The following is a 25419-nucleotide window of genomic DNA, read 5'->3' on the forward strand; positions in this document are numbered from 1 at the left end:
CAGCTGATAAAACTAAATTATAGAGGTGATTTGTGTGAACGGGTTTTTAGGAGAATTTTTAGGGACAATGGTTCTAATCGTACTAGGTGTGGGCACGGGTGCTGGTGTTAACCTCAAAACATCATATGCACGTAATTCAGGTTGGCTATTCATCACAATTGCTTGGGGTATGGCTGTAACATTTGGTGTTTATGTAGCTGGTAGCTTTGGTTCTCAAGGACATTTAAATCCTGCAGTTACAATCCCATTCGCAATCTTTGGATTCTTCCCATGGGATCAAGTATTGCCATACTTATTAGGTCAATTCTTAGGAGCTTTTGTTGGTGCTGTTTTAGTCATCATCCAATACGGAGCACAATTTAAGAACGCAAAAGACGCTGATGACGGTAATGTAGTAGGAATTTTTGCAACAGGTCCTGCTATTAACAATGGCTTATACAATTTCTTAAGTGAAACAATCGCAACTTTTGTATTCATCCTAACATTATTAAACTTAGGAGACTTTACAAAAGGATTGAAGCCATTGATTGTTGGTTTACTAATCATGGTAGTTGGTCAAGCTTTAGGTGGAACAACAGGATTTGCCTTGAATCCAGCTCGTGACTGGGCTCCAAGATTTGCTTACTCAGTATTACCAGTACCTAATAAAGGTGATTCAAACTGGGGTTATGCTTGGGTTCCAATGTTCGGACCACTAGCAGGTGGATTACTTGCAGCAGGTGCTCAATATTTCTTAATGTAGAATAAGTAAATATATATTTTAGAAGAGAAGTGTAAAGGGCTTGCACTTCTCTTTTTTTGTATATAAAAGTGTGCTACAATTTATCTTTTGAAGACAATAAAAGATAACGAGGTGAAAAAGTTGAAGCAGCCATTAATTTCATTTAAACATGTTGTTAAAAGTTATGATGACGATGTTCAAGTACTGAAAGATGTAAGTTTTGATATAGAAGAGGGTAAATTCTATACGCTGTTGGGTCCCTCAGGGTGTGGTAAAACTACGATTTTAAATATTATTGCAGGTTTGTCTGATGCTACCTCAGGAGACGTTTATTTTGATGGTAAACGAATAAATGATGTACCAGCTAACAAGAGACAAGTTAATACAGTATTCCAAGACTATGCATTATTTCAACACTTGAATGTGTACGATAATATTGCATTCGGATTGAAAATAAAGAAAGTTCCAGCTGATAAAATTAAGGAAAAGGTTACTGAGGCCTTGCGCATGGTACGTTTAGATGGTTATGAAGATCGAGCTATATCTGAAATGTCAGGTGGGCAAAGACAACGTGTTGCAATTGCAAGAGCGATCGTATTGGATCCTAAGGTTCTCTTGTTAGATGAGCCGCTTTCAGCTTTGGATCAAAAGTTAAGAGCAGAAATGCAATATGAATTACGTTCATTACAAAAGAAACTAGGAATAACATTTATTTTTATTACTCATGATCAAGAAGAAGCTTTGGCGATGAGTGATGAAATCTTTGTTTTAAATAATGGTAATATTGTTCAAAGTGGAACGCCAGTAGACATTTATGATGAACCAATTAATCATTATGTGGCAGATTTTATTGGAGAATCTAACATTGTAAATGGAATAATGATTAAAGATGAGTTGGTAGAGTTTGCTGGTCAACAATTTCCTTGTGTTGACGGAGGAATGAAGCCTAACGAACCAGTTGAAGTTGTGATCAGACCTGAAGATTTAGTTTTGACAAGCCCAGAAAAGGGACAATTGAAGGTTAAAGTAGATACACAATTATTCAGAGGGGTTCATTATGAAATTCGTTGTACAGATGCCTTAGGTAATAAATGGTTAGTACATTCTACCAAGCGAGCTGTACCAGGTGAAAATATTGGACTTTCATTTGGACCTGAAGATATCCATGTTATGAGATTCAATGAATCAGAAGAAGATTTTGATGCTCGTTTGGATAGCTATAATGATTAATAGGGGGAATAGTAAATGAAAAAGATAAATCCTTTATTAACAATCCCTTATTATCTATGGATAGGTTTATTTGTAATTGCTCCAGTGTTGTTAATTGTCTATTATTCTTTCATAGATATCCATGGGAACTTCACTTTAAGTAACTATGGAAATTATTTCGGTTCAGGCAAGTATTTAATGATGACTTTTAACTCATTCCTATATGCTTTTATTATTACCTTTTTTACGGTTTTAGTAAGTTATCCCATGGCATATTTTTTGACGAAGTTAAAGCATAAAGAACTTTGGCTATTGTTAGTCATCTTACCAACCTGGGTTAATTTGTTGTTAAAAGCTTATGCCTTTATTGGTATTTTTGGAATTGACGGAAGTGTAAATCATTTCCTTAGTTTTTTTGGAATAGGACCTAAACAGATATTATTTACTGATTTTAGTTTTATTGTTGTTGCGACCTATATTCAAATACCTTTCATGATAATGCCAATATTTAATGCCCTTGAAGAAATTAATCCGTCAGTTTTACGTGCTAGTCGAGATTTAGGTGCTAATGAATGGCAAACCTTCTTTAAAGTTGTAATGCCATTATCTATGAATGGGGTAAAAAGTGGAATTCAGGCAGTATTTATTCCATCGCTCTCACTATTTATGTTGACACGTTTGATAGGAGGAAATAGGGTAATCACTCTAGGTACTGCTATCGAAGAACATTTCTTGGTAACACAAAATTGGGGAATGGGTTCAACAATTGGTGTTGTTTTGATTGTTATAATGTTCATTGTTATGGTAATTACCGGCGAGAAAAGGGGGCATAAATAGATGAAGAAAATTAATTGGAAAAATGTGTATCTATGGGTAATGTTTATCTTCTTATATGCACCAATCTTTTACTTAATATTTTATGCCTTTAATAGCGGTGAAACGATGAATAGATTTGAAGGTTTTAGTTGGGTTCATTTTCAAGAATTATTTGCTGATACGCGATTATTGATAATCTTGTTAGAAACTTTTATTTTAGCTTTCTTATCTGCATTGATTGCGACTATGATAGGAACTTTTGGTGCAATTTCAATTTATCGTTACCAAAAACGCAGAACAAGACTGGCTTTATTATCATTAAATAATATTTTGATTGTATCGCCAGATGTTATTATAGGTGCTAGTTTCTTAATTCTATTTACACTATTAGGTTCCTGGATACATAGTTTATCATTAGGATTTGCTAGTGTACTGTTATCCCACATAGCTTTTAGTATTCCAATTGTAGTTTTGATGGTATTACCCAAATTACAAGAAATGCAAGATTCTTTGACGATGGCAGCTTATGATCTAGGTGCAAACCACTGGCAAGTTTTAACAAATGTTGTACTTCCTTACCTAACACCAGGAATAATTGCAGGATACTTTATGGCATTCACATATTCATTGGATGATTTTGCAGTTACATTCTTTGTTACAGGAAATGGCTTTACAACTCTGTCAGTTGAAATTTACTCACGTGCTAGACGAGGAGTCAGTTTAGAGATTAATGCTTTGAGTGCGTTAGTATTTTTGTTCTCTTTAGTTTTAGTGATAGGTTATTATTTTATCAGTCGTGATAATAGCGCCAACCATCGCCGCCAAGGTAAGCAAGTTAGAAAAGAGGTGCTACACTAATGAAAAAATTACTAGCACTAATATCAGGAATTATTGTAATTATTGTATGTTTGTCCTTAGGTGTTATGAGACTTAATCGTACAGAAAACACACAAACGAATAGCAGTAGTAAAAAAGTATTAAATATTTACAATTGGGGAGATTATATTGATCCACAACTTATAAAGAAGTTTGAAAAACAAACAGGGTATAAAGTTAATTACGAAACTTTTGACTCTAATGAAGCAATGTTTACCAAAATTAAACAAGGTGGAACACCATATGATATTGCTGTTCCAAGTGATTATATGATTCAAAAAATGGCAAAAGAAAAATTGTTGATGCCTCTAGATAAGCAAAAAATAAAGGGGATGAATAACATTGATTCTCAATTTTTGAATTTAAGTTTTGATAAACATAATAAATACTCTGTACCTTATTTTTGGGGAACATTAGGGATTGTTTACAATGATAAATACATAAAACCAGGTGAAATAACTAATTGGAATGACTTGTGGAATTCTAAGTACCGTAAACAAATCTTATTTATCGATGGTGCTAGAGAATTTATAGGAATTGGTCTTAATAGTTTAGGATATTCCTTGAATTCTAAGAATGATTCTCAGATTAATCAGGCATATGATAAGTTAAAGAATCTAACACCTAATGCTAAAGCTTTTGTAGCAGATGAAATTAAAACGTATATGCAAAACGATGAAGCGCCTTTGGCAGTAACATATTCGGGGGAAGCATCAGAAATGTTAGATAATAATTCTCATCTTCACTATGTAATCCCAGATGATGGAACTAACTTGTGGTTTGATAATATTGTTATTCCTAAGACAGCTAAGAATGTTAAAGGTGCGTATGAATTCATTAACTTCATGTTAGAACCAAAGAATGCTGCACAAAATGCAGAATATATTGGTTATGCTACGCCAAATGATAAAGCAGCTAAATTACTTCCTAAGTCTATAACTTCTGATAAGCAATTCTATCCTACTAAGAATCAAATGAGGAAAATGGAAGTGTATGCAGACTTAGGACAAACATATCTAGAAAAATATAATGACGATTTTTTAGAATTAAAAATGTATCGACAATAAAAATAAGCAGTACTGGTATTTTCACCAGTACTGCTTTTTAAAAACACAACAAAACAACCCTTAGCTTCTTCATTTAACTTTAATATCACTTGGAATCTAATGTTCCCTGTCTTCAATGAAGCTAAGAGTTGTTAATCTTATAATAAGGAGTTCTACTCAATTGTTCCCACACCTTTAAAAATATTTTCTATCTGTTGGTTCATAACCTAACAAGATCTCCTAATTAATCCAATTAGTAACGCAATTCAAAATCAAGATTTTCTGACATATTAAAATGTCTAAACTCAAGTTGTTGGTTCTATCACCCTCTAAGGACTTATTGCAACAACGACTATTCAGTTGTATGATTCGTACTAATTGTGGGAATCCTTTGACTCCTTACACTTATTTTATAACATATATTATCTTAGTTTGCAAGCGTTTTCTATATTAAAATAAAATTAACTTATTTTTAAGAAATGTGTTGACAACAATAAGTAGCCTTTTGTATAATCAATTACAACAAATGACGGAAAGGAAGAAGTATTATGAATAACTCTAAGATTAATGAATTGAATATTCGTTGGCAAAGCCAGTATTAGGGTTGTTTCTGTGAGTGCAGATACGACCTTGTCAGATTGTCGTATCTGTGCTGGCTATATATTATATTTCTTCAATTGCCCGCACGGATTAAGTACTTCGTGTGGGTTTTGTTTTTTTAGGCATCTCCTGCAAAATGTGGGAGGTGCCTTTTTTGTTGGTACGACAATTTGAACAGATAATTGAAGATAAATTTCAAAGAAAGGATTTTAAGAAAAATGAAAAGATTAATAGCAACAATTATTGCATTAGCAATATTTTTAGGAGTAGCTTTTAACGTAGAAAAAAAGCAAGAAGAAAGCAAAAATAAAATGCCTACAATCGCTATTTTACAAACATTAAGTCATCCAGCTTTAGATCAAATCCATCAAGGAATAGTGGATGGATTGAAAGAAGAAGGTTTTGTAAATGGTAAGACTATGAAGATTGATTACCAAAATGCTCAAGGTGATCAAAGTAACTTAAAGACAATGAGTGATAGATTTGTACAGGAAAAAGCATCAGTACTTATTGGAATTGCTACACCTGCAGTTCAATCACTGGCAAATGAAAATAGTAAGATTCCTATTACAATGGGAGCTGTAAGTGATCCAGTTGGAACTGGTTTGGTAAAAACTTTAGAAAAGCCAGGTGGTACAGTTTCTGGGGTAATGCACAAAGAACCTGTCGCTGCTCAAGTGAAGTTGATTAGAGAATTCATGCCAGACTTGAAAAACATTGGAGTAATTTACACATCCAGCGATGATTCATCAACTGCCGAATATAAGGAATTTAAGAAGTTAGCTGAAAAAGTAGGAATTACAGTTAAAACTTATACAATAACTTCTACTAATGATATTGATCAAGTATCTGTAACTATGGCAAGTGAAGTACAAGCTGTTTATGTACCTTCTGATAACACCGTTGCTTCTGGTTTCTCTACTTTAGTAAAGAATACTAATGCGAAGAATATTCCAATTTTCCCAGGTGTTGACTCAATGATTAAAGGTGGCGGTGTAGCAACTGTTAGTGTTAGTCAATATGAATTAGGAAAATTAACAGGTAAGATGGCAGCTCAAGAACTTAGAGGTAAGAATCCAGCAACAATGCCAGTCGAAACAGTGAAAAAAGGTTCTACAATTATTAATCAAAAACAAGCAGATAAGCTTGGTTTGAAAGTACCAGCAAGTGCTATAAAGCAAGCAAATGAGAAAGGGGAAATTATAAAATGAGTTTGGTAACATCAGCAATAGGTCAAGGCTTATTATGGGGAATATTAGCGTTAGGTTTATTCTTAACATTTAGAATTTTAAATTTCCCTGATATGACAGTTGAAGGGACATTCCCATTTGGTGCAGCTGTATGTGTATCAGCTTTGGTTCATGGAGTTAATCCAATTGTCGCAACTGCATTATCTTTTGGTGCAGGATTATTAACAGGATTAATGACAGGTTTACTTTATACAAAAGGTAGAATTCCTATTTTACTAGCAGGTATTTTAGTAATGACAGGTATTTACTCTATTAACTTACGCATACTTGGAAGAGCCAATGTTGGTTTGATGCATCAAAAGACATTATTCTCACCAGAATTTTTAAAGAATTTACCAGACGGTTTTGACAGTGTCTGTGTGGGAATTATTTTTACAATAGTTATCGTAATTTTATTGGCAGTTTTTCTAAATACAGATATTGGACAAGCATTTATCGCTACTGGTGATAATGAAAAAATGGCACGTTCATTAGGAATCCATACTGACAATACAAAAATATTAGGGCTCATGATTTCTAACGGTTTAATTGGTTTAGCAGGTGGATTGATTTCACAAAATAACGGTTATGCTGACGTAAACATGGGTGTGGGAACAATCGTTATTGGTTTAGCTGCTATTATTATTGGTGAAGTAGCATATGGAGAATTGAGTTTGACTGCACGTTTGGTGGCCGTAGTAGTCGGAAGTATTTTATATCGTTTCGTGCTATTAATTGTCTTGAAACTAGGCTTCAGCACTAATGACTACAAATTACTTTCAGCAATAATTTTGGCATTCTGCTTAATGCTACCACTATTACAAAAGAAATTTCACGTTAATAAAGTTTTGAAGAAAGGGGTTGAACGTCCATGAGCCAAGTAGCGCTAGAATTAAAGAACATTAATACTACTGTGAATATTGGAACACCTGAAGAAAAAAGAATTTTAAAGGATTTGAACTTAACTTTAGAGAAAGGTGATTTCGTAACATTACTAGGAACAAATGGTGCTGGTAAGTCAACTTTATTGAATGTAATCAATGGATCATTGAATACTACTTCTGGTCAAGTAGTTCTAAATAATCATGATTTGACTAAGTTATCAGAAGTTAAACGCGCTAAATATATCGCTCAGGTATTTCAAGATCCTAAGATGGGAACAGCTCCAAGAATGACGGTTGCTGAAAATTTATTATTAGCTACTAAACGTGGCCAAAAAAGAGGGTTAAGACTTAGAGGTCTGAAGAAACATTTAGCAGAGTTCAAGGAAGAAACGGCACAACTACCCAATGGTTTGTCAGATAGACTGAATACTTTTGCTGGTAGCCTTTCTGGTGGTCAAAGACAGACGTTAAGCTTCTTAATGGCAACAATTCAAAAGCCAGAATTGTTATTATTGGATGAACATACTGCAGCTTTAGATCCTAATACGAGTCACCAATTGTTAGAATTAACAAATGAAGTTGTAGAAAAAGAAAATTTAACATGTATCATGATTACTCACCAAATGAAAGATGCACTAAAGTATGGTAATCGAACTGTGATTTTAAATGATGGTAAGGTTGTGCTAGATGCTAAGGGTGCAGAAAGAGAAAAGTTAACTGAAGAAGATGTATTAAAATATTTCGCAAACTAAGTAAAAAGCTACTGGTTTTTGGACCGGTAGCTTTTTATTATTCAACAACAACTTTTGTTCCTGTTTTAATATTTTCATAAAACCATTTAGCATCTGCGACAGATAAACGTACACAACCATGAGAATTACTTGATTTTCCCAATTGTTCAGCTTCGGAAACGACATAATTACCGTTAGCATCAACTGGAACTGTATGGAAAAGATAAATTCCGTGATCTTTAAAAGATACCCAGTAGTTTGCACCTTCACCAGACTGAGCATTGTAGAAATGATCGCCACGCTCAGCTTGAATTTCGAAAGTTCCCTTAGGTGTTTCTTGACCCTTGGAGCCAGTAGAACATAACATGGTATATAAAACTTTATTACCATTCATAAGGTAGACGCGATGCTTGCTAGTTGAAACTTTAACCCACATATTGGCATAGGCATTAACATCTGGATATGGTTTTTTCTCAGATGGACTTTGCCAATCTACTTTAGATGCTTGGTGAGTAACAACAGTTTCAACACTGGAACTACTCGAATTAACATTTTGACTAGCTGTATTTTTAGCATAATTAAAAAGTAACTTGTAACCACCAACGGCAATTACGACAAGTATCAGTAGAAATTTGAAAAAATTCTGTTGATGTTTTCTTTTGCTAAATTTTTCAGATCTAGAAGGCAAAACTAGCACCCCTTTCTCTCTATACTAATTTAACGTATAGCAGATTAATAGTCAAAAATAAGCAGATAAAGTTGACAAAACTTAATAATTTTGTAAGAGTATTGTATTTTCAAAAAATACATGTTATACTGTAGTTTCTATATTATACGGTTTAGCTAGGAAAAGGTCCTAGCTTTTTTCATATCGAAATAGAGATGATTTTGACAGTGTAAGAGCCAGCTGGAGCAATAACAGTAGCTGTGTGACCAACTTTTTTGTGCATAATAGCCTTACCTATAGGAGAAACAAAAGAAATTTTGTTATCATCAACATTAACTTCTTGCTTTCCAACGATCTGATATGTTTCTAGGTCGTTTTCATCATCATCGAATTGGATAGTTACAGTGGTTCCAATATCTACACTATCAGCATTTTTAGGAGTTATGATTTCTGCATATTGAAGTTGTTTATTTAAGTAGCGTAATCGACTTTCTAAATGACGTAAGTCACGTTTAGCGGCACTATATTCAGCATTCTCTGATAAATCACCTAAAGCTCTAGCTTCTTGAAGTTGTTTGATTTTAGCCGGACGATCGAGTTTTAATTGTTCAATTTCATTTTCGATTTGTTTATAACCGTTTGGTGTCATTTTCTGGAAATATATTTTGGGCATATTGTCACCTCTTTGTAAGTTATAGAGATAATTATAATAAGAAAAATTTCAAATTCCAATAGTAAATAATTGACATAAGGAAGTAGTCATTGTATAGTGGTTACTTATAAAATGTTAGTAAGAGAGAAGTGAGTGAAATAATTACTGCAGATATTTTAGGATTAACAGCTTTAATTGGTATTTTATTATTAGTTCAAAGTAGTTTAACAAAACGTAAAAAGTAAAGATATTAATAATCTATATATGTTGGGCAATAGATAGTCAATATTGACATTTTTTATACAAGAATATATATTATAAGTAATCATTCTTATCTGAACTTAGATGAAGTAGTCAAAGTGCTTTGTCCACGTTCCCTATTTTAATTTATGGGGCGTGGTGTAGGCACTTTTTTATTTGTTTAAATTTATGTATTGTAAAGAAGTAAGGAGGTAAGGGCATGGCTACAATGGTACCAACAGAATTTGATACAATCGCTGCAATTTCAACTCCACCTGGAGAAGGGGCGATTTCAATTGTTCGTTTAAGTGGAGAAGATGCTGTTAAGATTGCAAATAAGGTGTTTAAAGGAAAAAATTTAGAAAAAGTTCCAACACATACCATTAATTACGGACATATTGTTAATCCTAAAACTAATGAAGAACTTGATGAAGTAATGGTGTCAGTAATGTTAGCACCTAGAACATTTACTCGTGAAGATGTTATTGAAATAAATTGTCACGGAGGGATTGTTCCAACTAACCAAATTCTACAATTACTATTATCAAATGGAGCAAGATTAGCAGAACCTGGTGAATTCACAAAGCGTGCTTTCTTACATGGAAGAATTGACTTAACTCAAGCAGAATCTGTAATGGACTTAATCAGAGCTAAGACTGATCGTTCAATGAAAGTGGCTTTAAATCAATTAGATGGTAATTTATCACATTTAATTAGAAACTTACGTCAAGATATCTTAGATGTTTTGGCTCAAGTTGAAGTTAATATTGACTATCCAGAATACGACGATGTGGAAACACTAACCACTAAGATGTTACGTGAAAAAGCAATTGAAGTTAAGAAGAGTATTCAACAATTGTTAACAACTGCTAAGCAAGGAAAAGTTTTACGTGAAGGCTTGGCAACTGCAATTGTAGGACGACCAAATGTTGGGAAATCTAGTCTATTGAATCATTTACTTCATGAAGACAAAGCAATCGTAACAGATATTGCTGGAACAACGCGCGATGTAATTGAGGAATATGTTAATGTAAGAGGCGTTCCTTTGAAATTGATCGATACAGCCGGAATCCGAGAAACTGAAGATAAGGTTGAAAGGATAGGGGTTGAACGTTCTAGAAAAGCGATTGAACAAGCCGATTTAGTTATGTTAGTTTTAAATGCTAGCGAAGAGTTAACTGATGAAGATAAAGAATTAATTCAGGCTACGAGTGGTAAAAAGAGAATTGTTATCTTAAATAAGACAGATTTACCACAAAAGCTTAATATGGATGAAGTGCGTGAATTAGTGCCAGAAGATGAACTTATTACGACATCTGTTTTAAAGAAAACAGGGGTAGATAAGTTAGAAGAAAAGATTGCAGAACTGTTCTTCGGTGGAATAGAAAATTCACAATCTACAATTATGGTAACAAATGCTCGTCATATTGCTTTATTAAATCAAGCAGAAGATTCTTTAGATGCAGTTTTACAAGGATTAGATTCTGGAATGCCAGTCGATCTATGTCAAATTGATATGACAAATGCCTGGGATGAATTAGGTGAAATTACGGGTGATTCTTATCAAGATGAACTATTAACACAATTATTTAGTCAATTCTGTCTAGGAAAATAAGAGAAAAGAACAAAGAGGGAAATCATGGAATTCGGAAAAAGATATAAAGCTAAAGACTATGATGTAATTGTTGTTGGGGCAGGACATGCTGGATGCGAGGCAGCCTTGGCTTCAGCTAGAATGGGTAATGAAACTTTACTAATTACAATTAACCTTGAAATGGTTGCATTTATGCCATGTAATCCATCTATTGGTGGACCAGCTAAAGGAATTGTAGTTAGAGAAATTGATGCCATGGGTGGCGAAATGGGACGTAATATTGATAAGACCTATGTTCAAATGAGAATGTTGAATACAGGTAAAGGTCCTGCTGTACGTGCTTTAAGAGCCCAAGCTGACAAGCGTCAATATTCTATTGAAATGAAACATACAATTGAACAAACACCACATTTAACTTTGCGTCAAGGAATTGTTGATGACTTGATTATTGAAGATGGTGAAGTTAAAGGTGTAGTAACCAATACTGGTGCTTGTTACGGTGCAAAATCAGTAGTTTTGACAACTGGTACAGCTGCTCGTGGAAAGATTATCATTGGTGAATTAATGTATTCTTCTGGTCCAAACAATACTCAACCAGCTTTAGAATTATCCAAGAACTTAGCTAAATTAGGATTTGAATTAAAGAGATTTAAGACAGGTACTCCACCTCGTGTCGATGGAAATACTATTGATTACGACAAGACTGAAGAACAACCAGGTGACGTGGAGCCTAACCACTTTAGTTATGAATCTAAGGATGAAGATTACTTAAAAGTTAAGGATCAATTATCATGTTGGTTAACATATACTAACGAATATACACATAAAATTATTCAAGATAATTTAGACAGAGCACCAATGTTTACTGGTGTTATTGAAGGGGTTGGACCTCGTTACTGTCCATCAATCGAAGACAAGATTGTACGTTTTTCTGACAAACCTCGTCATCAATTGTTCTTGGAACCTGAAGGACGTAATACCGATGAATACTATGTTCAAGGTTTATCAACATCTTTACCAGAAGAAGTTCAACAAGAAATGGTACATTCTATTGATGGCTTAGAACATGCTGAAATGATGCGTCCAGGTTATGCAATTGAATATGATGTTGTTTCACCATATCAACTAAGACCAACATTGGAAACTAAGTTGATCAAGGGACTATACACAGCTGGACAAACTAACGGTACTTCTGGTTATGAAGAAGCTGCAGGTCAAGGCTTTATTGCTGGTGTAAATGCTGGTCGTCGTGCTAAGGGACTAGAAGAAATCACTTTGAAACGTAGCGATGCTTACATCGGTGTTATGATTGATGATTTGGTAACAAAAGGAACAAACGAACCTTATCGTCTTCTAACTTCACGTGCAGAATATCGTTTAATTTTGCGTCATGATAATGCAGATTTACGTTTAACAGAATTAGGTCATGAAATTGGTTTGATTTCGGATGAACGCTATGCTGCTTTTGAAGAAAAGAAAGCACAAATTGAAGCTGAAAAGCAAAGACTATCAAAGATTAGAATTAAGCCAAATGCTGAAGTTAATGCCTTTGTGGAAGCTCATGGTGATCGTGAATTAAAAGATGGTGTGCTAGCAACTGAATTTTTAAGAAGACCTTATGTAACTTATCAAGATCTATTGAAATTCATCCCAGCACCTGCTGAACCATTAGATAGACGTGTAATTGAACAAATTGAAATACAATTCAAATATGAAGGATATATCAAAAAAGAATATGCTAAGGTTGAAAAATTAAAGCGTATGGAAGCTAAAAAGATTCCAGCAAGAATTGATTATTCTCGTATTGAAGGTATTGCTACTGAAGCTCAACAAAAATTAGCTAAGATCCAACCTGAAACATTAGCACAAGCTGGACGAATTTCAGGAGTAAATCCAGCCGATCTATCCATTTTAGCTGTTTATATTGAACAAGGAAAGATTGCTAAAATTAAAGATTAAAGAGATCTTTATCTATTCTTATATATTTTGATAAAATATTTTGATAAAATTCATAATTTATTCACAATTAGAAGATATTATATAGAACATAAGCTAATGATAAATTAACCCCATTTATTATTAGACTTTTTCATTTTTTCTCATACCTTATAGTTTTCTCCCCTAATTAAATAAAACTATAAGGTGATATAACATATAACTCCTTTTTCTCCATGGTTTTTCTGTTGTTGACCATGGAGTTTTTTATATATAAGAATTTGTTTTTTATTGAAAATGAGCTAGATAAATTTACCTAAAAATAACAAAAAAGTTCTATACCAATACGTCGGTATAAAACTTTTTTTATTGATATTAGTAAGTTTCACTATCTAAATGATGATTGTAATACTCAACCTTAATATCATCTTTTGAAACAATTAATTTAGTAACTGAACCATTTCTAGGTCCAAGTTCAGCTGCTCCCAATTCTGGGGCAAAACGATCTACAATACTTCTAATTGTAATACTGTGACTAACAAGAAGAATGTTTTCACCATCTTGGCGATGACGACGAAGATGATCAAAGCCAGCATTGATTCTAGCCCAGTATTGTTCATCTGTTTCTGCATCTTTGAATGGGTCAATTTCATTTAAAAAGTCGCGAGTTTTACCTAAACTATAGTTTGCAATAAGTTCGTTATATGAACGATAGCCACCATGTTGAGCACCTAACATTGTCCAAACTTGTGAAGAGTCATTGCCTTCAAAATAACCAAAGCTTTGTTCACGGAAATTGCGAATTTCTTTAGGTGTAATATCATTGGATGCAATGTTTTCTTCAAGAATATAACGACATGTTCTCATAGCACGAGTTGTATCTGAATGATATGCATGATCAAAATTGATATGAGCTAGATGACGTCCAGCACTATGAGCATCTTCCATTCCCTTAGGAGTTAGTGGGGAATCGCACCAACCTTGGAGACGGTTATACTTATTTAAAAATGTTTGTCCATGACGAACCATGTAAATTGTAAATGCCATTGAATACAAAACCTTTCTCTAAATTTAATCTATTATAAATTTTAACATAGAAAAACTAGTTTAGGTCCAATTTATTATCTGAATATTTTTGACCTAGGTAAACAGTTAAAAATGATAATAAGATTAATACGATGATGCAAGTAAGACTAGCTTCAATACCGAAAGCATCACCATTTAACCAAGGATGGTGAGGTACAGAAGTAGACTTAAATAATAGTTCTGTCCCACTAATTCCAGAAACTGGAGTACCAAAGAATGGGCCTTCAGCAAAATTCCAAGCACCATGGAGAGCACCACATAGCCAAAGATCACCTGTATAAAAACGAAGCAAGGCTGTTAGAATACCGAATGCAAGCAGACCGACGAACCCTTCGAGCGAAACACCAGAATTTCCTAAGTGACCACTTGCAAAGAAGAGGGCACTAAGAGCAATTGCCCAAAATACACCTAATTTTTCAGTAATCCTTCCTTGAACATAACCACGACAAACAATTTCTTCGGTAGTTCCTTGGATGAGAAATCCAATAAGCATTAATACAAATAAAACAATATTTTTACTTGACCATACAATCTTAGTAGTAAAACCTCCACCAAAAACAGCAATGGCGAAAATTATAGCAAAAGCTAGAAAACCTATGAGGTATCCTATGCCAAATTTTTGAGCAATTTTATCTTTCTTAAATGGCATAACAATATCAAGTGCATCTAAATTATTTTTAGCACGATAATAAATAAAGAGATAGATAGGAACAATAATCTCACCTATTAAAGTGATAGTTAGAAATACAGGAGTATCAGTGGAAGTACCAGGATTTGATTAAAAACGATGTACTTACAGCCTAAGTACTTGAAGAAAGTAGGAGAAATTGTAAGTCTTGTTGGAGATAATATTGTTAATTTTGAACTAGTAGAAGAGCAAGAATAGCAATCAGGGCGATGCAAAAAAAGCATTGCTCTTTTTTGTTGGTTTAAAAAATACGGTGTAAGTTAGACGTTGCCACCAGTTTTGAGATAATAAGAATGTAAAGTTGATATGAATAAAAGAAAGGTTGATTAACATGAGTTTAAGAGACAAACAAATAGAACAAGCAAGTAAGATTTTAAAAAAGACTTGACAAGAATGGTTTACAATAGTAAACTTATCTCAACATTTACGTTTACACATGTAGACAATAAGGAGGGGAAGAGAATGAGTACAATAGTAGTTAAACCTTGTATCACAGATGCTGAATGGGAAGTTATGCGTGTAGTCTGGGCGAATGGTCGAGTGACTAGTAAAGAAATCATCTCCATATTGAAAGAAAAAATGGACTGGAAACAAGCCACTATCAAAACGCTCCTAGGTCGACTGGTTGAAAAAGGCGTACTAAATACAGAGCAAGAAGGTAGAAAATTTATTTATACTACCAATATTGAAGAGAAAGAAGCCGTAGGAAATTATACAGACGATATTTTCAACCGTATTTGTCGAAAGAATGTCGGGAATGTAGTAGGGAGTATCATTGAAGATCATGTCTTAAGCTTCGATGATATCCAGCGACTAGAAGAAATATTAGAGATGAAAAAAGCTTTCGCAGTAGAAGAAGTGGATTGTCAGTGTACGGAAGGGCAATGCGATTGCCATTTACATCATCATGGAGAATACGTAGCGAAAAAATTGGAGAATAAATCGTTTGTCATAGAAGGGGGTGAATCTGTAGAGGTTGATTTAGCGACTAAAAAAGCAGTACTTGAAAGTCAAACAAAGATTGATACCTAAACGCTCAATGCTGCTTTAGCAGAAACTAACTATTCAGTATTAAGTGCATAAAGTACGAATACCATTTATTCATAGATAGTAGATAGAGACAAAGTATAGAACCCTTTTCATGAGAATTATATGCAGTGTTAGATGAGAAAGTTCTAAAACTTTAAAATCAGTCTCTAATATAATAAGGAGGAATTAAAAATGAGGAATAACAAACAACATTCGTCACATAGTCATCGTAATCACGGCGACATGGATCACTCAAAACACGACCATAATGAAATGGAACATAGTCAGATGGATCACGGCAAGATGAACCATAGTGCGATGGATCATGGTGCAATGGGAGGGCATGCCCACCATCATCACGGTAGCTTTAAGGAGATTTTCTTGAAGTCACTCCCATTAGGAATTGCAATCTTACTCATTACTCCTTTGATGAATATTCAGTTGCCTTTCCAAATTATCTTTCCTTATGCAGACGTTGTAGCAGCTGTATTGGCAACAATTCTATACATTTTTGGCGGAAAACCATTCTTAATGGGTGCGAAAGATGAGTTTAATTCAAAAGCTCCAGGCATGATGTCCTTGATTACTTTGGGAATAACGGTTTCTTATGCCTATAGTGTTTACGCAGTGGCCGCTCGATATGTGACCGGAGAACATGTCATGGACTTCTTCTTTGAGTTTACAACGTTAATTTTAATCATGCTATTAGGACACTGGATTGAAATGAAGGCATTGGGTGAAGCAGGGGACGCGCAAAAAGCATTGGCTGAGTTGGTGCCGAAAGATGCTCATGTTGTTTTAGAAGACGATTCGATTGAGACTCGTCCAGTTGCTGACTTGCAAGTAGGTGATTTGATTCGTGTTCAAGCCGGAGAAAATGTTCCAGCAGATGGAACGATCCAGCGTGGCAAATCACGTGTAAACGAAGCGCTTGTGACTGGGGAATCGAAACCAATTGAAAAAAATCCCGGAGATGAGGTCATCGGTGGATCAACCAATGGTGACGGAGTCCTCTATGTGGAAATAAAGCAGACGGGCGATAAGTCCTTCATTTCTCAGGTTCAGACATTAATCAGTCAAGCTCAAAGCCAACATTCTCGAGCAGAAAATCTTGCACAAAAAGTTGCAGGATGGCTCTTTTATATTGCGGTTATTGCAGCTCTTATTGCCCTTGTCATATGGATGGTTATAGCTGATGTACCAACGGCAGTTATTTTTGCAGTTACCACATTAGTTATTGCTTGTCCGCATGCCCTGGGTCTGGCTATTCCATTGGTGACTTCTCGTAGTACCAGCTTAGGGGCCAGTCGGGGATTATTAGTGAAAGACCGGGACGCTTTGGAGTTGACTACAAACGCAGATGTTATGGTTTTAGATAAAACTGGAACTTTAACAACTGGTGAGTTTAAAGTATTAGATGTTGAACTCTTTAATGATAAATATACGAAAGATGAAATCGTTGCCTTATTGTCAGGTATCGAAGGTGGATCTAGTCACCCTATCGCTCAGTCAATTATTGGTTACGCAGAACAGCAAGGGATACGTCCAGTAAGTTTTGATTCGATTGATGTTATTTCTGGCGCTGGTGTAGAAGGTCAAGCTAACGGACATCGTTATCAATTAATCAGTCAAAAAGCATATGGACGTAATCTGGATATGGATATTCCAAAAGGATCAACCATCAGTGTCTTAGTAGAAAACGACGAAGCAATCGGTGCTGTAGCTTTAGGGGATGAATTAAAACCGACAAGTAAAGACTTAATACAAGCCCTTAAAAAGAACAAGATTCAGCCGATTATGGCAACGGGTGACAATGAAAAAGCGGCTCAAGGAGCTGCAGAAATTTTAGGTATTGATTATCTAGCTAATCAATCTCCTCAAGATAAATATAAATTAGTTGAAAAACTTAAAGCAGAAGGCAAGAAAGTTATCATGGTCGGTGATGGGGTCAACGATGCACCTTCTCTTGCATTAGCAGACGTTGGTATAGCTATTGGTGCCGGAACTCAAGTAGCATTGGATTCAGCCGATGTCATCTTGACACAGTCAGACCCTGGCGATATTGCATCCTTTATCGAGTTGGCTCAAAAGACCACATATAAGATGAAAGAAAATCTTGTTTGGGGAGCAGGGTATAACTTTATCGCGATCCCAATAGCTGCAGGAATACTAGCACCAATTGGCATAACATTGAGTCCAGCAGTCGCTGCCATCTTGATGTCACTTTCGACTGTAATTGTTGCCATCAATGCTATGACATTGAAATTAGAGCCAAAATAAATAGTTATTTAGCACATAAAATAATTGAATGACCTTATCGTGTAAAAATACAATAGTTTCACAGGAAAGGAAGAGATGAAATAATTTAAATGAACGATATGCCAAAGGTGAAATAGATGAGGAAACATATAGAATAAAAAAAGAAACATTAAATGAATAAGGAGTGATTCAATGCACGGCTATTGGTATAACTGTTTTGATAACATGATGAATTTTGGTTATGGGAATAGTTGGTGGTTTATGATATATGATGGATTGAAATTGTTAGTTATTATTGGGGCAGTCATCTTTATCGCAAAAATGCTGATGAATCGTTCGAATAATGACCATGCATCAAACTCAAATCGTGCCATTAATATATTAAAAGAGAGATACGCTAGAGGAGAAATATCAGAGGAAGAGTATAGAGATCAACTAAACAAGTTGAGAGAGTAATCAAAAATATAAAGAGAAGAAGAAACCAGTGCACATCGTATATGAAAAAAAGACAAACAAGAAGCTTGGCGAGACTATTGATTCGTTAACTGAACAATTAAAAGAAAATGGGTTTGGTGTATTGTGGCAACTTAACTTTAAAGACAAACTTAAGGAAAAATGATTAGACTTTGAAGAGGATTTTGTTGTAATGGAAGTATGTAATCCTAAAAAAGCAAAAGAAGTTATGGGGAAAAATATCCATATCGGCTATGTTCTACCGTGTAAAATGGTTGTTAGAGAAAAAAATAATCAGACATATATTGGTATGACGCGTCCGGAAGACTTAATCGATTTATTCGATGATTTCAATTTGAATGAAACTGCCAAAGAAGTTGAGGGGACACTTAGACAATCAATAGAATCGACTGTTAAAAAAAGTAATTAGGTAGATTGTAAAATTAATCCGAACGCTGTTCGGACAAAAAAGATCAGCTTCCTTTAAAATGGTGTTTACCACAAACCCATCTTTTAGGAGCTGATCTTTTGTCTAGTATAACCTATTCCGAACGAATTAAAATCGAAACCTTTTGTGAACTAGGGCTGTCCAATATCCAAATGGGCGTTCGGCTGAACCGATCACCGTCAACAATTTCTTATGAATTATCGCGATGTCAACCTTATCAGGCTGAATTAGCACAAACAGATGCCGAATACAAGCGATCACGATGTGGTAGGAAAACTAAGCTGAGCGATGAGTTAAAGCAAAAAAGTTCTCAACCATTTACGTCTAAGCTGGTCACCAGGAATGATTGCTCACGAATTTAATGCGGAAGCTCTTTTGATACCAGGATTCGAGCTTCAACTAGCACAAGAGGTATGGAGATGAAAAAATTTGACTAAAATTTTAGTTGTCGATGATGAAAAGAAAATTGTAGATATAGTTACCGCCTATTTAATCGCACAAAAATTTGAAGTTGAGGTGGCCTACTCGGGAACGGAAGCTTTGACCAAGTTTTATAAATGGCAGCCTAACCTGGTGGTGCTTGATCTTATGCTACCAGATTTAGATGGTAATGAAGTGACTAGAAGAATACGGCAAGATAGTAAAACACCGATAATTATGTTGACGGCAAAATCAAGTGATGAAAGTATTGTTAACGGATTGCAATCTGGCGCCGATGACTATGTAGTTAAGCCTTTTAGTCCACGAGTGGTAGTAGAACGGATAAAAACCGTACTACGACGTGTCACAGAAGAACAAGCGGAAAAAGTTCTCTCCTTTAACAATGGACAGTTAAAAATCAAATTAGAATCGCAACAAGTTTTTGTCCATGATATGGAGATTGCACTGACGCATACAGAATATGATATTCTTGCAACAATGGCGAACTATTATCGACAAATATTTACCCGTGAACAGTTAATCGATATAACTAGAGGAATTGACTATGACGGACTAGATCGGATAATTGATTCTCATATTAAAAATTTACGACGAAAAATTGAAAGTGATAATACTAAGCCGGTTTATATAATAACGGTTTATGGCCGAGGCTACCGTTTTGGTGGGAGTAAAGATGAATGAAACGACATATTTGGACACAGCTAATAATCTCTTTTATATTTTTGGTGTTATTGATCGTAGGTTTAATTAGTTTAATGACCATGAGTTTAGTTAGTGATCATTTTGACAAATATGTGCAGAAAAAACATGATACAACGCTCACCGCATATAAAAACGAATTAAAGGTTAGTTATCTGATCAACAATGGTACTTGGAAACCGGCCAAAGTTAAAAAGATCGGTGTTAGAGCATTGCAAGATGGTCTTATTTTGGTTTTGAAAAATACTGACAATAAAATAATATGGGAACCAAGTCAAACCTTGTTACATAGGGCTACTAATACCAAAAATATAGATAGTATGAACAAAAAAAATGGAGCTATCAAGATTAATTCCAAAAAAGTCGCCCTAGTACAATTCTCATATAATGATGCTTTAGGGTATACACGACATGATGTCGCATTTATCAATGATTTACGAATTAGTTTGGCCGGTATTTCAATCTTTGTATTTTTAGTTGCAATAGTCATTGCAATATGGATAGCTCGTGATCTAAGTAGACCGTTACGACAAATTGTATCCTTTACTCAGGCGGTAGCGTCTGGGGATTATCGAAACCAGTTACCGCAACAAACACAAATCGTAGAGGTAAATGCGCTAGTAAATGTAACTAACGAACTTTCACGCCAGTTATCCAAGAATCAGGCGCTACGGGAGCGTTTGTCTTCCGATATTGCTCATGAATTACGCACGCCATTAACAACGATTCAGGGTTCGCTAGAAGCGATGATCGATGGAATCTGGCCAATTGATGAGGCAAGATTGGTTAGTTTAAATGATGAAGTTATACGGTTGACCCACTTGATCAATAATATTGAAAATATTGCTTCAATTGAACATCGCGAGGATAAGTTAATCAAAGTTGATACTGATCTTAGTAAATTGATACAGCAGGTTTTAAATAATTTTCAAAGTAATCTTGAGGAGAAAAGAATAACGCTTGATTACCAGACGGAAAAAATCATCGTTGCAATTGACCCAAATAAAATAAATCAGGTTATTACCAATTTATTGTCAAACGCCATAAAATTTACACAAACAAAGGGCAAAATAATAATTACGTTAAAACGTGTAGTAGATAATGTTGTTTTAACTATTGAAGACAACGGTAGTGGAATTGCAGAAAAGGATGTCCCACATGTATTTGATCATTTCTATATGGCTGATCCAGCACGAAATCGCCAACAAGGCGGCCAAGGGATTGGTTTAGCAATTGTTAAAGCAATCGTGGTGGCTCATGGTGGCTCAGTTTCTGTGGACAGTGAATTAGGTGTTGGGACTATTTTTACAGTTAAACTACCATTGAATAATTAGGAGGGAATGATCATATGGGAGCACTAAACCCAATCGCGTTTAAATTAGGACCTTTTCTGGTTCATTGGTACGGTATTATTATTGCAAGTGGGGCAGCACTTGGTGTGATGCTTGCAATTAACGAAACTAAGCGACAAAGGATTTCTGCAGATGACATTTATGATTTAGTACTCTGGGCATTGCCAATTGGATTGATTGGCGCACGAATCTATTATGTCATTTTTGAATGGCAGTATTATTCACAACATTTAAATGAGATCATTGCGATTTGGCAAGGGGGTATTGCCATTTATGGTGGCCTAATTGCTGGTGGGATTACATTGATTGTCTTCTGTCGGCAGCGTAGCTTATCAGTTTGGCAGGTCCTAGATGTTGTTACGCCAGGCATTATGTTAGGTCAAGTTATTGGAAGATGGGGTAACTTTGTTAACCAGGAGGCCTTTGGGTCTGCTGTTTCACGCAGCTTTTTGCAGCAATTACACTTGCCTAACTTTATCGTGCAACAGATGTACATTGGCGGTGCGTATCATCAACCAACTTTTTTATATGAATCAGTATGGAATTTTGTTGGCTTGATCTTACTCCTTAGTTTACGGCATAAAAGAGGTCTGTTTAAACGGGGAGAAATTGCGTTAAGTTATGCGATTTGGTATTCATTTGGTCGATTTTTTATTGAAGGAATGCGAACTGATAGCTTGTATCTATTTGGCCAAGTACGTGTGTCACAATTATTATCATTGATTATTTTCATTGTGATGCTCAGTATCTTTGTTTATCGACGGAAACAGCAAAAAGCTTCTAATTATTTAATCGATTAATTAATAATGTAAAAGAAAGCGAGGCTAAATTATGATTAATCTGTATTTTCATACTAGTGATCTGGCAAAACGAAAAATGCTCAATTGGTTTCATGATCAAAAAATTGATGTACAGACCCGTAATATTATGAAAAAGCGATTAACTGAATTAGAAATTAGGCACTTGTTTTTGCTATCCGATAATGGTAGCGATGATTTGATTGCAATACATTCGAAGGCTGTTCAAGAACACGTTTTTGATAAGGGTCTAACATTTAATCAATTAGTGATTGCGGTATATCAGCACCCCAAAATTTTAAAGAACCCGATTGTGTTTAATGAACAAAGCCTGGTTACGGGATTCAATATTGAGGATATCGGTATTTTTGTACCATCAAAACAGCGGAAGCGTGAGCGATTGTCATTATTAGGTAAATTATATACTGCAGAATTTGGTAAAGTTTCTGGTTCTTCGTCAACTGGAAAGTTGAATTATGTAAATGATTAGGCAGCTAGTGCTCGATATTCAGCGGGCGCAAGGCTGCCTAATTTCGTCTGGTATCGTTTGAGATTATAAAAGGCAATGTATTCCTTGATTGAGGTTGCTAATGCTTCGTAGGTTTCGAATTTTCGATCATAATAGGCTTCATCCTTATAGTGACTCCAGAAACTTTCCATTGGAGCATTATCAATACATTTGCCAACTCGGGACATGCTCAATGTGAAGCCTGCTTCGGTAGTTAGGCGCAGATATTGTTTTGAAGTATACTGAGTTCCACGATCGCTATGAAGCAGTGGATGAGCGTTTGGATTCTTGACCATGGCTTGCTTCAAGTTCTGCAGTACCAACGAATTATCGTTCCGTTGACTGATATTATAGGCAATAATACTGCCGTCATAGAGGTCCTTAATCGCACTCAAAAAGGCCTTCTTCCCATTGCCATAGGTGAGATAGGTTACATCAGTAACCCACTTCTCGTTTGGGGGTGACGGCTGTGAAATTCCGCTCTAAACGGTTAGGGAAGAAGTTGGTTCCGCGGACAATCGTGCACCCACGTCGTGGGCGCTGAATGATCGCCTGTAGGTCAAGATGCCGCATTAATCGCAACACTCGCTTAAGATTAACTCTTCGATCGTGTTCACGCCTTAGCACCATCGTAATCTGGCGGTAGCCATATCGACCATTATATTGATCATAAATTTGCTTAATTAACTTTTGAAGCTCTTTATTCTCCTGCTGATGAGCCGTGATTGGCGTCTTTGCCCAGCGGTAATAACCACTCACTGAAACTTTCGCAATCGCGCATAACTGTGCGATAGTGAGCCCTGAAAAAGCTGACCGCGCTTCCTTGATGGATTGATAACGAACACGATATGCTACCGCTTCGATCGCTCCCTCAGGGCACCCACTTTTTTTAGAATGAAGTTCTCCGCTTCTAACATCAGTTTCTCTTGTTTGAGCCGTTCATTTTCTAACTTCAAGCGGTCCACTTTGGTTAATTCTTTTGCCGGCTCAAGTTGCTTCTTTCGTTGACCTCGACGGTCAACTAAGCCACTACTACCGTCCTTCTCAAACTTTCGGCCCCAGTTGTAGACCTGTTGGTACGAGACGTTAAACTTGTCAGCGGTGGCTTGATAGTTCTTGCCATGTTTGAGGGCATAAGTAACGACTTCTTCTCGCTCAGCTTGAGTAACTTTGCGTTTGGCTTTCATCCGGGTAGAACCTCCTGATTTCTCCGTGAAGGTTTTACCACTAGTATATCGTTTCAGCCATCCTCGTAACACACTGTGACTCGAAATATTGTAACGATCACAGCACTCATAAACGCTATATTTCCCTGATAAATAATCCTGACAGGCTTGCCACTTTAGTTCTGGTGAGTAGTGGCGCCAAGTGTGAGACTCTTTTAAGCCCGCCACCCCATCGTGTCGATAGGCACGCACCCAATCCTGCACAGTATGCCCGCTAACGCCATATTGCTTGGCTAATCGAGAGCTACCAACCTGACCACTCAAATACAGGAGGACCACTTCAAGCCGTTCCTCTAAAGAGTGATGAGTTGTTCTACCAGACATAAAAATACTCCCTTTCAGGTGAGATCGAATTTTACATAATTCGTTTCTCCACCTAAAAGGGAGCATATCAACCACAAATGGCTTTTTATTTTTCTAACTTAATTTTACAAACCGCGTCATATAATATATACCCCCAAGTTTGAAGTGCCTTACAATTATTAGACAAAGTCTAGCGATTGTGAGGTGCTTTTTTCGTATGACTAAATATACTCAAAAATTTAAATTAGATCTTATTCAAGAATACCTAGATACTGGCTGTTCACAACGATAGAAAATAAGTATTCTTTACCAAAGGATACCTTAAAAAAATGGTGGACTGTATACAATTTATACGTAAAAATTCCCGACAACATAAAAACAACACATTTCCAATTTATACTTATTATAGAAATAAAGCAAAAGGAGGTGAAACTATGTCACAATGGATTCTGATAGCCCTTTTTCTTCTAGCACACCCACTCATGATGCTATTTATGCACAAGGGTATGCACGGTGGCTCTGGTAGTATGGGCTGCTGTGACACTCAACAAAATTCCAATAATACTGAAAAGCCACGTAAAAAAGTCAATTAACTGAAGTGCCTTACAATTGTTAGACAAAGTCTAGCGATTGTGAGGCCGCTTTTTCTATGGGGTGAATTTAGAATTGAAGTGCAACACTAATTAAATAAAGAATGGCCCATAGCCAAATTTCTGTAAAATGATGTTTGCGAAAATAATCATGAAAGGAATTCAGCCATGGACCACTACAAGCATATTACCATTAAGTAAGGCCAATAGGGTATAGTCTTGAAGGCTAAACGAAATTAATACTATAGCCTAATCTCAAGAGTAATTGCTATTAGAAAATACGCTTCAGGTAATATTACCGGTACACGAATACCATAAATCGTCACTGTTGTTGGTCCAA

22 protein-coding genes and 5 pseudogenes are annotated in these 25419 nt (G+C 35.6%); 22 read left to right on the forward strand and 5 right to left on the reverse strand.

What is annotated here, in order from left to right:
- Positions 1-34: 34 nt before the first annotated feature.
- From NOU10_RS07440 to NOU10_RS07475, 8 genes are all read left to right on the forward strand, one after another.
- Positions 35-742 (forward strand): MIP/aquaporin family protein, encoded by a 708-nt coding sequence (locus tag NOU10_RS07440; protein ID WP_255906467.1) that lies wholly within the window; start codon positions 35-37, stop codon positions 740-742.
- 120 nt (positions 743-862) lie between these two features.
- Positions 863-1951, forward strand: a complete 1089-nt coding sequence (locus tag NOU10_RS07445; protein ID WP_003705023.1) for an ABC transporter ATP-binding protein — start codon at positions 863-865, stop codon at positions 1949-1951.
- Between the two features lie 15 nt (positions 1952-1966).
- Positions 1967-2767 (forward strand): ABC transporter permease, encoded by an 801-nt coding sequence (locus tag NOU10_RS07450; RefSeq protein WP_003700777.1) that lies wholly within the window; start codon positions 1967-1969, stop codon positions 2765-2767.
- The gene (locus tag NOU10_RS07455) at positions 2768-3604 is read left to right on the forward strand and encodes an ABC transporter permease (RefSeq protein WP_003709132.1); all 837 of its coding nucleotides are present in this window, start codon (positions 2768-2770) and stop codon (positions 3602-3604) included.
- Positions 3604-4689, forward strand: coding sequence for a PotD/PotF family extracellular solute-binding protein (locus NOU10_RS07460; protein ID WP_255906468.1), 1086 nt, complete (start codon positions 3604-3606; stop codon positions 4687-4689). Before NOU10_RS07455 ends, NOU10_RS07460 begins: the two co-directional genes overlap by 1 nt.
- 797 nt (positions 4690-5486) lie before the next feature.
- A complete protein-coding gene (trpX, locus tag NOU10_RS07465; protein ID WP_255906470.1) occupies positions 5487-6479 on the forward strand; it encodes a tryptophan ABC transporter substrate-binding protein in 993 nt (330 codons plus the stop codon).
- The gene (locus NOU10_RS07470; RefSeq protein ID WP_003700784.1) at positions 6476-7372 is read left to right on the forward strand and encodes an ABC transporter permease; all 897 of its coding nucleotides are present in this window, start codon (positions 6476-6478) and stop codon (positions 7370-7372) included. The genes trpX and NOU10_RS07470 overlap by 4 nt, the downstream gene beginning before the upstream one ends.
- Positions 7369-8133, forward strand: coding sequence for an ABC transporter ATP-binding protein (locus NOU10_RS07475; RefSeq protein WP_003700786.1), 765 nt, complete (start codon positions 7369-7371; stop codon positions 8131-8133). The genes NOU10_RS07470 and NOU10_RS07475 overlap by 4 nt, the downstream gene beginning before the upstream one ends.
- Positions 8134-8170: 37 nt before the next feature.
- Here NOU10_RS07475 and NOU10_RS07480 read toward each other — a convergent pair whose 3' ends face one another.
- Together NOU10_RS07480 and greA are read right to left on the reverse strand one after the other, a co-directional pair.
- Positions 8171-8800 carry a L,D-transpeptidase gene (locus NOU10_RS07480; RefSeq protein ID WP_255906471.1) on the reverse strand — a complete coding sequence of 210 codons (630 nt, stop codon included), beginning with the start codon at positions 8798-8800 and terminating at the stop codon, positions 8171-8173.
- 178 nt (positions 8801-8978) lie between these two features.
- Positions 8979-9452, reverse strand: a complete 474-nt coding sequence (gene greA, locus NOU10_RS07485) for a transcription elongation factor GreA (RefSeq protein ID WP_003705013.1) — start codon at positions 9450-9452, stop codon at positions 8979-8981.
- 439 nt (positions 9453-9891) lie between these two features.
- Between greA and mnmE the strand changes: the two genes are divergently transcribed.
- A complete protein-coding gene (mnmE, locus tag NOU10_RS07490; RefSeq protein ID WP_003700790.1) occupies positions 9892-11286 on the forward strand; it encodes a tRNA uridine-5-carboxymethylaminomethyl(34) synthesis GTPase MnmE in 1395 nt (464 codons plus the stop codon).
- A 24-nt stretch (positions 11287-11310) separates the two neighbouring features.
- Entirely contained in the window at positions 11311-13224 is a 1914-nt protein-coding gene (gene mnmG, locus NOU10_RS07495; RefSeq protein WP_255906472.1) for a tRNA uridine-5-carboxymethylaminomethyl(34) synthesis enzyme MnmG, read from the forward strand.
- A 351-nt stretch (positions 13225-13575) separates the two neighbouring features.
- Here mnmG and NOU10_RS07500 read toward each other — a convergent pair whose 3' ends face one another.
- On the reverse strand, positions 13576-14247 hold the full coding sequence (locus NOU10_RS07500) for a histidine phosphatase family protein (protein ID WP_044004400.1): 672 nt from the start codon (positions 14245-14247) through the stop codon (positions 13576-13578).
- A 55-nt stretch (positions 14248-14302) separates the two neighbouring features.
- The gene (locus NOU10_RS07505; RefSeq protein ID WP_255906473.1) at positions 14303-14935 is read right to left on the reverse strand and encodes a CPBP family intramembrane glutamic endopeptidase; all 633 of its coding nucleotides are present in this window, start codon (positions 14933-14935) and stop codon (positions 14303-14305) included.
- Between the two features lie 501 nt (positions 14936-15436).
- On the opposite strand from NOU10_RS07505, the pseudogene NOU10_RS07510 reads away from it, so the two are divergent.
- The 11 genes and pseudogenes from NOU10_RS07510 to NOU10_RS07565 all read left to right on the forward strand — a co-directional run.
- Positions 15437-15889 (forward strand): annotated as a pseudogene (locus NOU10_RS07510) (CopY/TcrY family copper transport repressor); the annotation flags it as partial.
- Positions 15890-16195: 306 nt separating this feature from the next.
- Positions 16196-18283, forward strand: a complete 2088-nt coding sequence (locus NOU10_RS07520; RefSeq protein WP_255906474.1) for a heavy metal translocating P-type ATPase — start codon at positions 16196-16198, stop codon at positions 18281-18283.
- A gap of 91 nt (positions 18284-18374) precedes the next feature.
- Positions 18375-18443, forward strand: a pseudogene (locus NOU10_RS07525) (hypothetical protein); the annotation flags it as partial.
- An 11-nt stretch (positions 18444-18454) separates the two neighbouring features.
- Positions 18455-18718: an SHOCT domain-containing protein gene (locus NOU10_RS07530; RefSeq protein WP_087448965.1), complete on the forward strand. Its 264-nt coding sequence runs from the start codon at positions 18455-18457 to the stop codon at positions 18716-18718.
- A 28-nt stretch (positions 18719-18746) separates the two neighbouring features.
- On the forward strand, positions 18747-18881 hold the full coding sequence (locus NOU10_RS07535; protein WP_255906475.1) for a hypothetical protein: 135 nt from the start codon (positions 18747-18749) through the stop codon (positions 18879-18881).
- 24 nt (positions 18882-18905) lie between these two features.
- A pseudogene (locus NOU10_RS07540) lies at positions 18906-19145 on the forward strand (DUF302 domain-containing protein); the annotation flags it as partial.
- 98 nt (positions 19146-19243) lie between these two features.
- Positions 19244-19523, forward strand: a pseudogene (locus NOU10_RS07545) (transposase); the annotation flags it as partial.
- 69 nt (positions 19524-19592) lie between these two features.
- On the forward strand, positions 19593-20285 hold the full coding sequence (locus tag NOU10_RS07550; RefSeq protein WP_087448964.1) for a response regulator transcription factor: 693 nt from the start codon (positions 19593-19595) through the stop codon (positions 20283-20285).
- Positions 20282-21637: a HAMP domain-containing sensor histidine kinase gene (locus tag NOU10_RS07555; RefSeq protein WP_223657115.1), complete on the forward strand. Its 1356-nt coding sequence runs from the start codon at positions 20282-20284 to the stop codon at positions 21635-21637. The genes NOU10_RS07550 and NOU10_RS07555 overlap by 4 nt, the downstream gene beginning before the upstream one ends.
- Positions 21638-21651: 14 nt before the next feature.
- Positions 21652-22455: a prolipoprotein diacylglyceryl transferase gene (gene lgt / locus NOU10_RS07560; RefSeq protein ID WP_087448963.1), complete on the forward strand. Its 804-nt coding sequence runs from the start codon at positions 21652-21654 to the stop codon at positions 22453-22455.
- A gap of 127 nt (positions 22456-22582) precedes the next feature.
- Complete coding sequence (locus NOU10_RS07565) at positions 22583-22942, forward strand: ArsC/Spx/MgsR family protein (RefSeq protein ID WP_223657114.1); 360 nt, start codon at positions 22583-22585, stop codon at positions 22940-22942.
- On the opposite strand, the pseudogene NOU10_RS09510 reads toward NOU10_RS07565, so the two are convergent.
- Positions 22939-24510, reverse strand: a pseudogene (locus NOU10_RS09510) (IS3 family transposase). The gene NOU10_RS07565 and the pseudogene NOU10_RS09510 overlap by 4 nt on opposite strands.
- A 413-nt stretch (positions 24511-24923) precedes the next feature.
- Between NOU10_RS09510 and NOU10_RS07580 the strand changes: the two are divergent.
- Complete coding sequence (locus tag NOU10_RS07580; protein WP_143453819.1) at positions 24924-25082, forward strand: DUF2933 domain-containing protein; 159 nt, start codon at positions 24924-24926, stop codon at positions 25080-25082.
- Positions 25083-25419: the final 337 nt, after the last annotated feature.

This window comes from Ligilactobacillus sp. MP3 (assembly GCF_024436335.1).
GTDB classification, from domain to species: Bacteria; Bacillota; Bacilli; order Lactobacillales; family Lactobacillaceae; genus Ligilactobacillus; species Ligilactobacillus salivarius.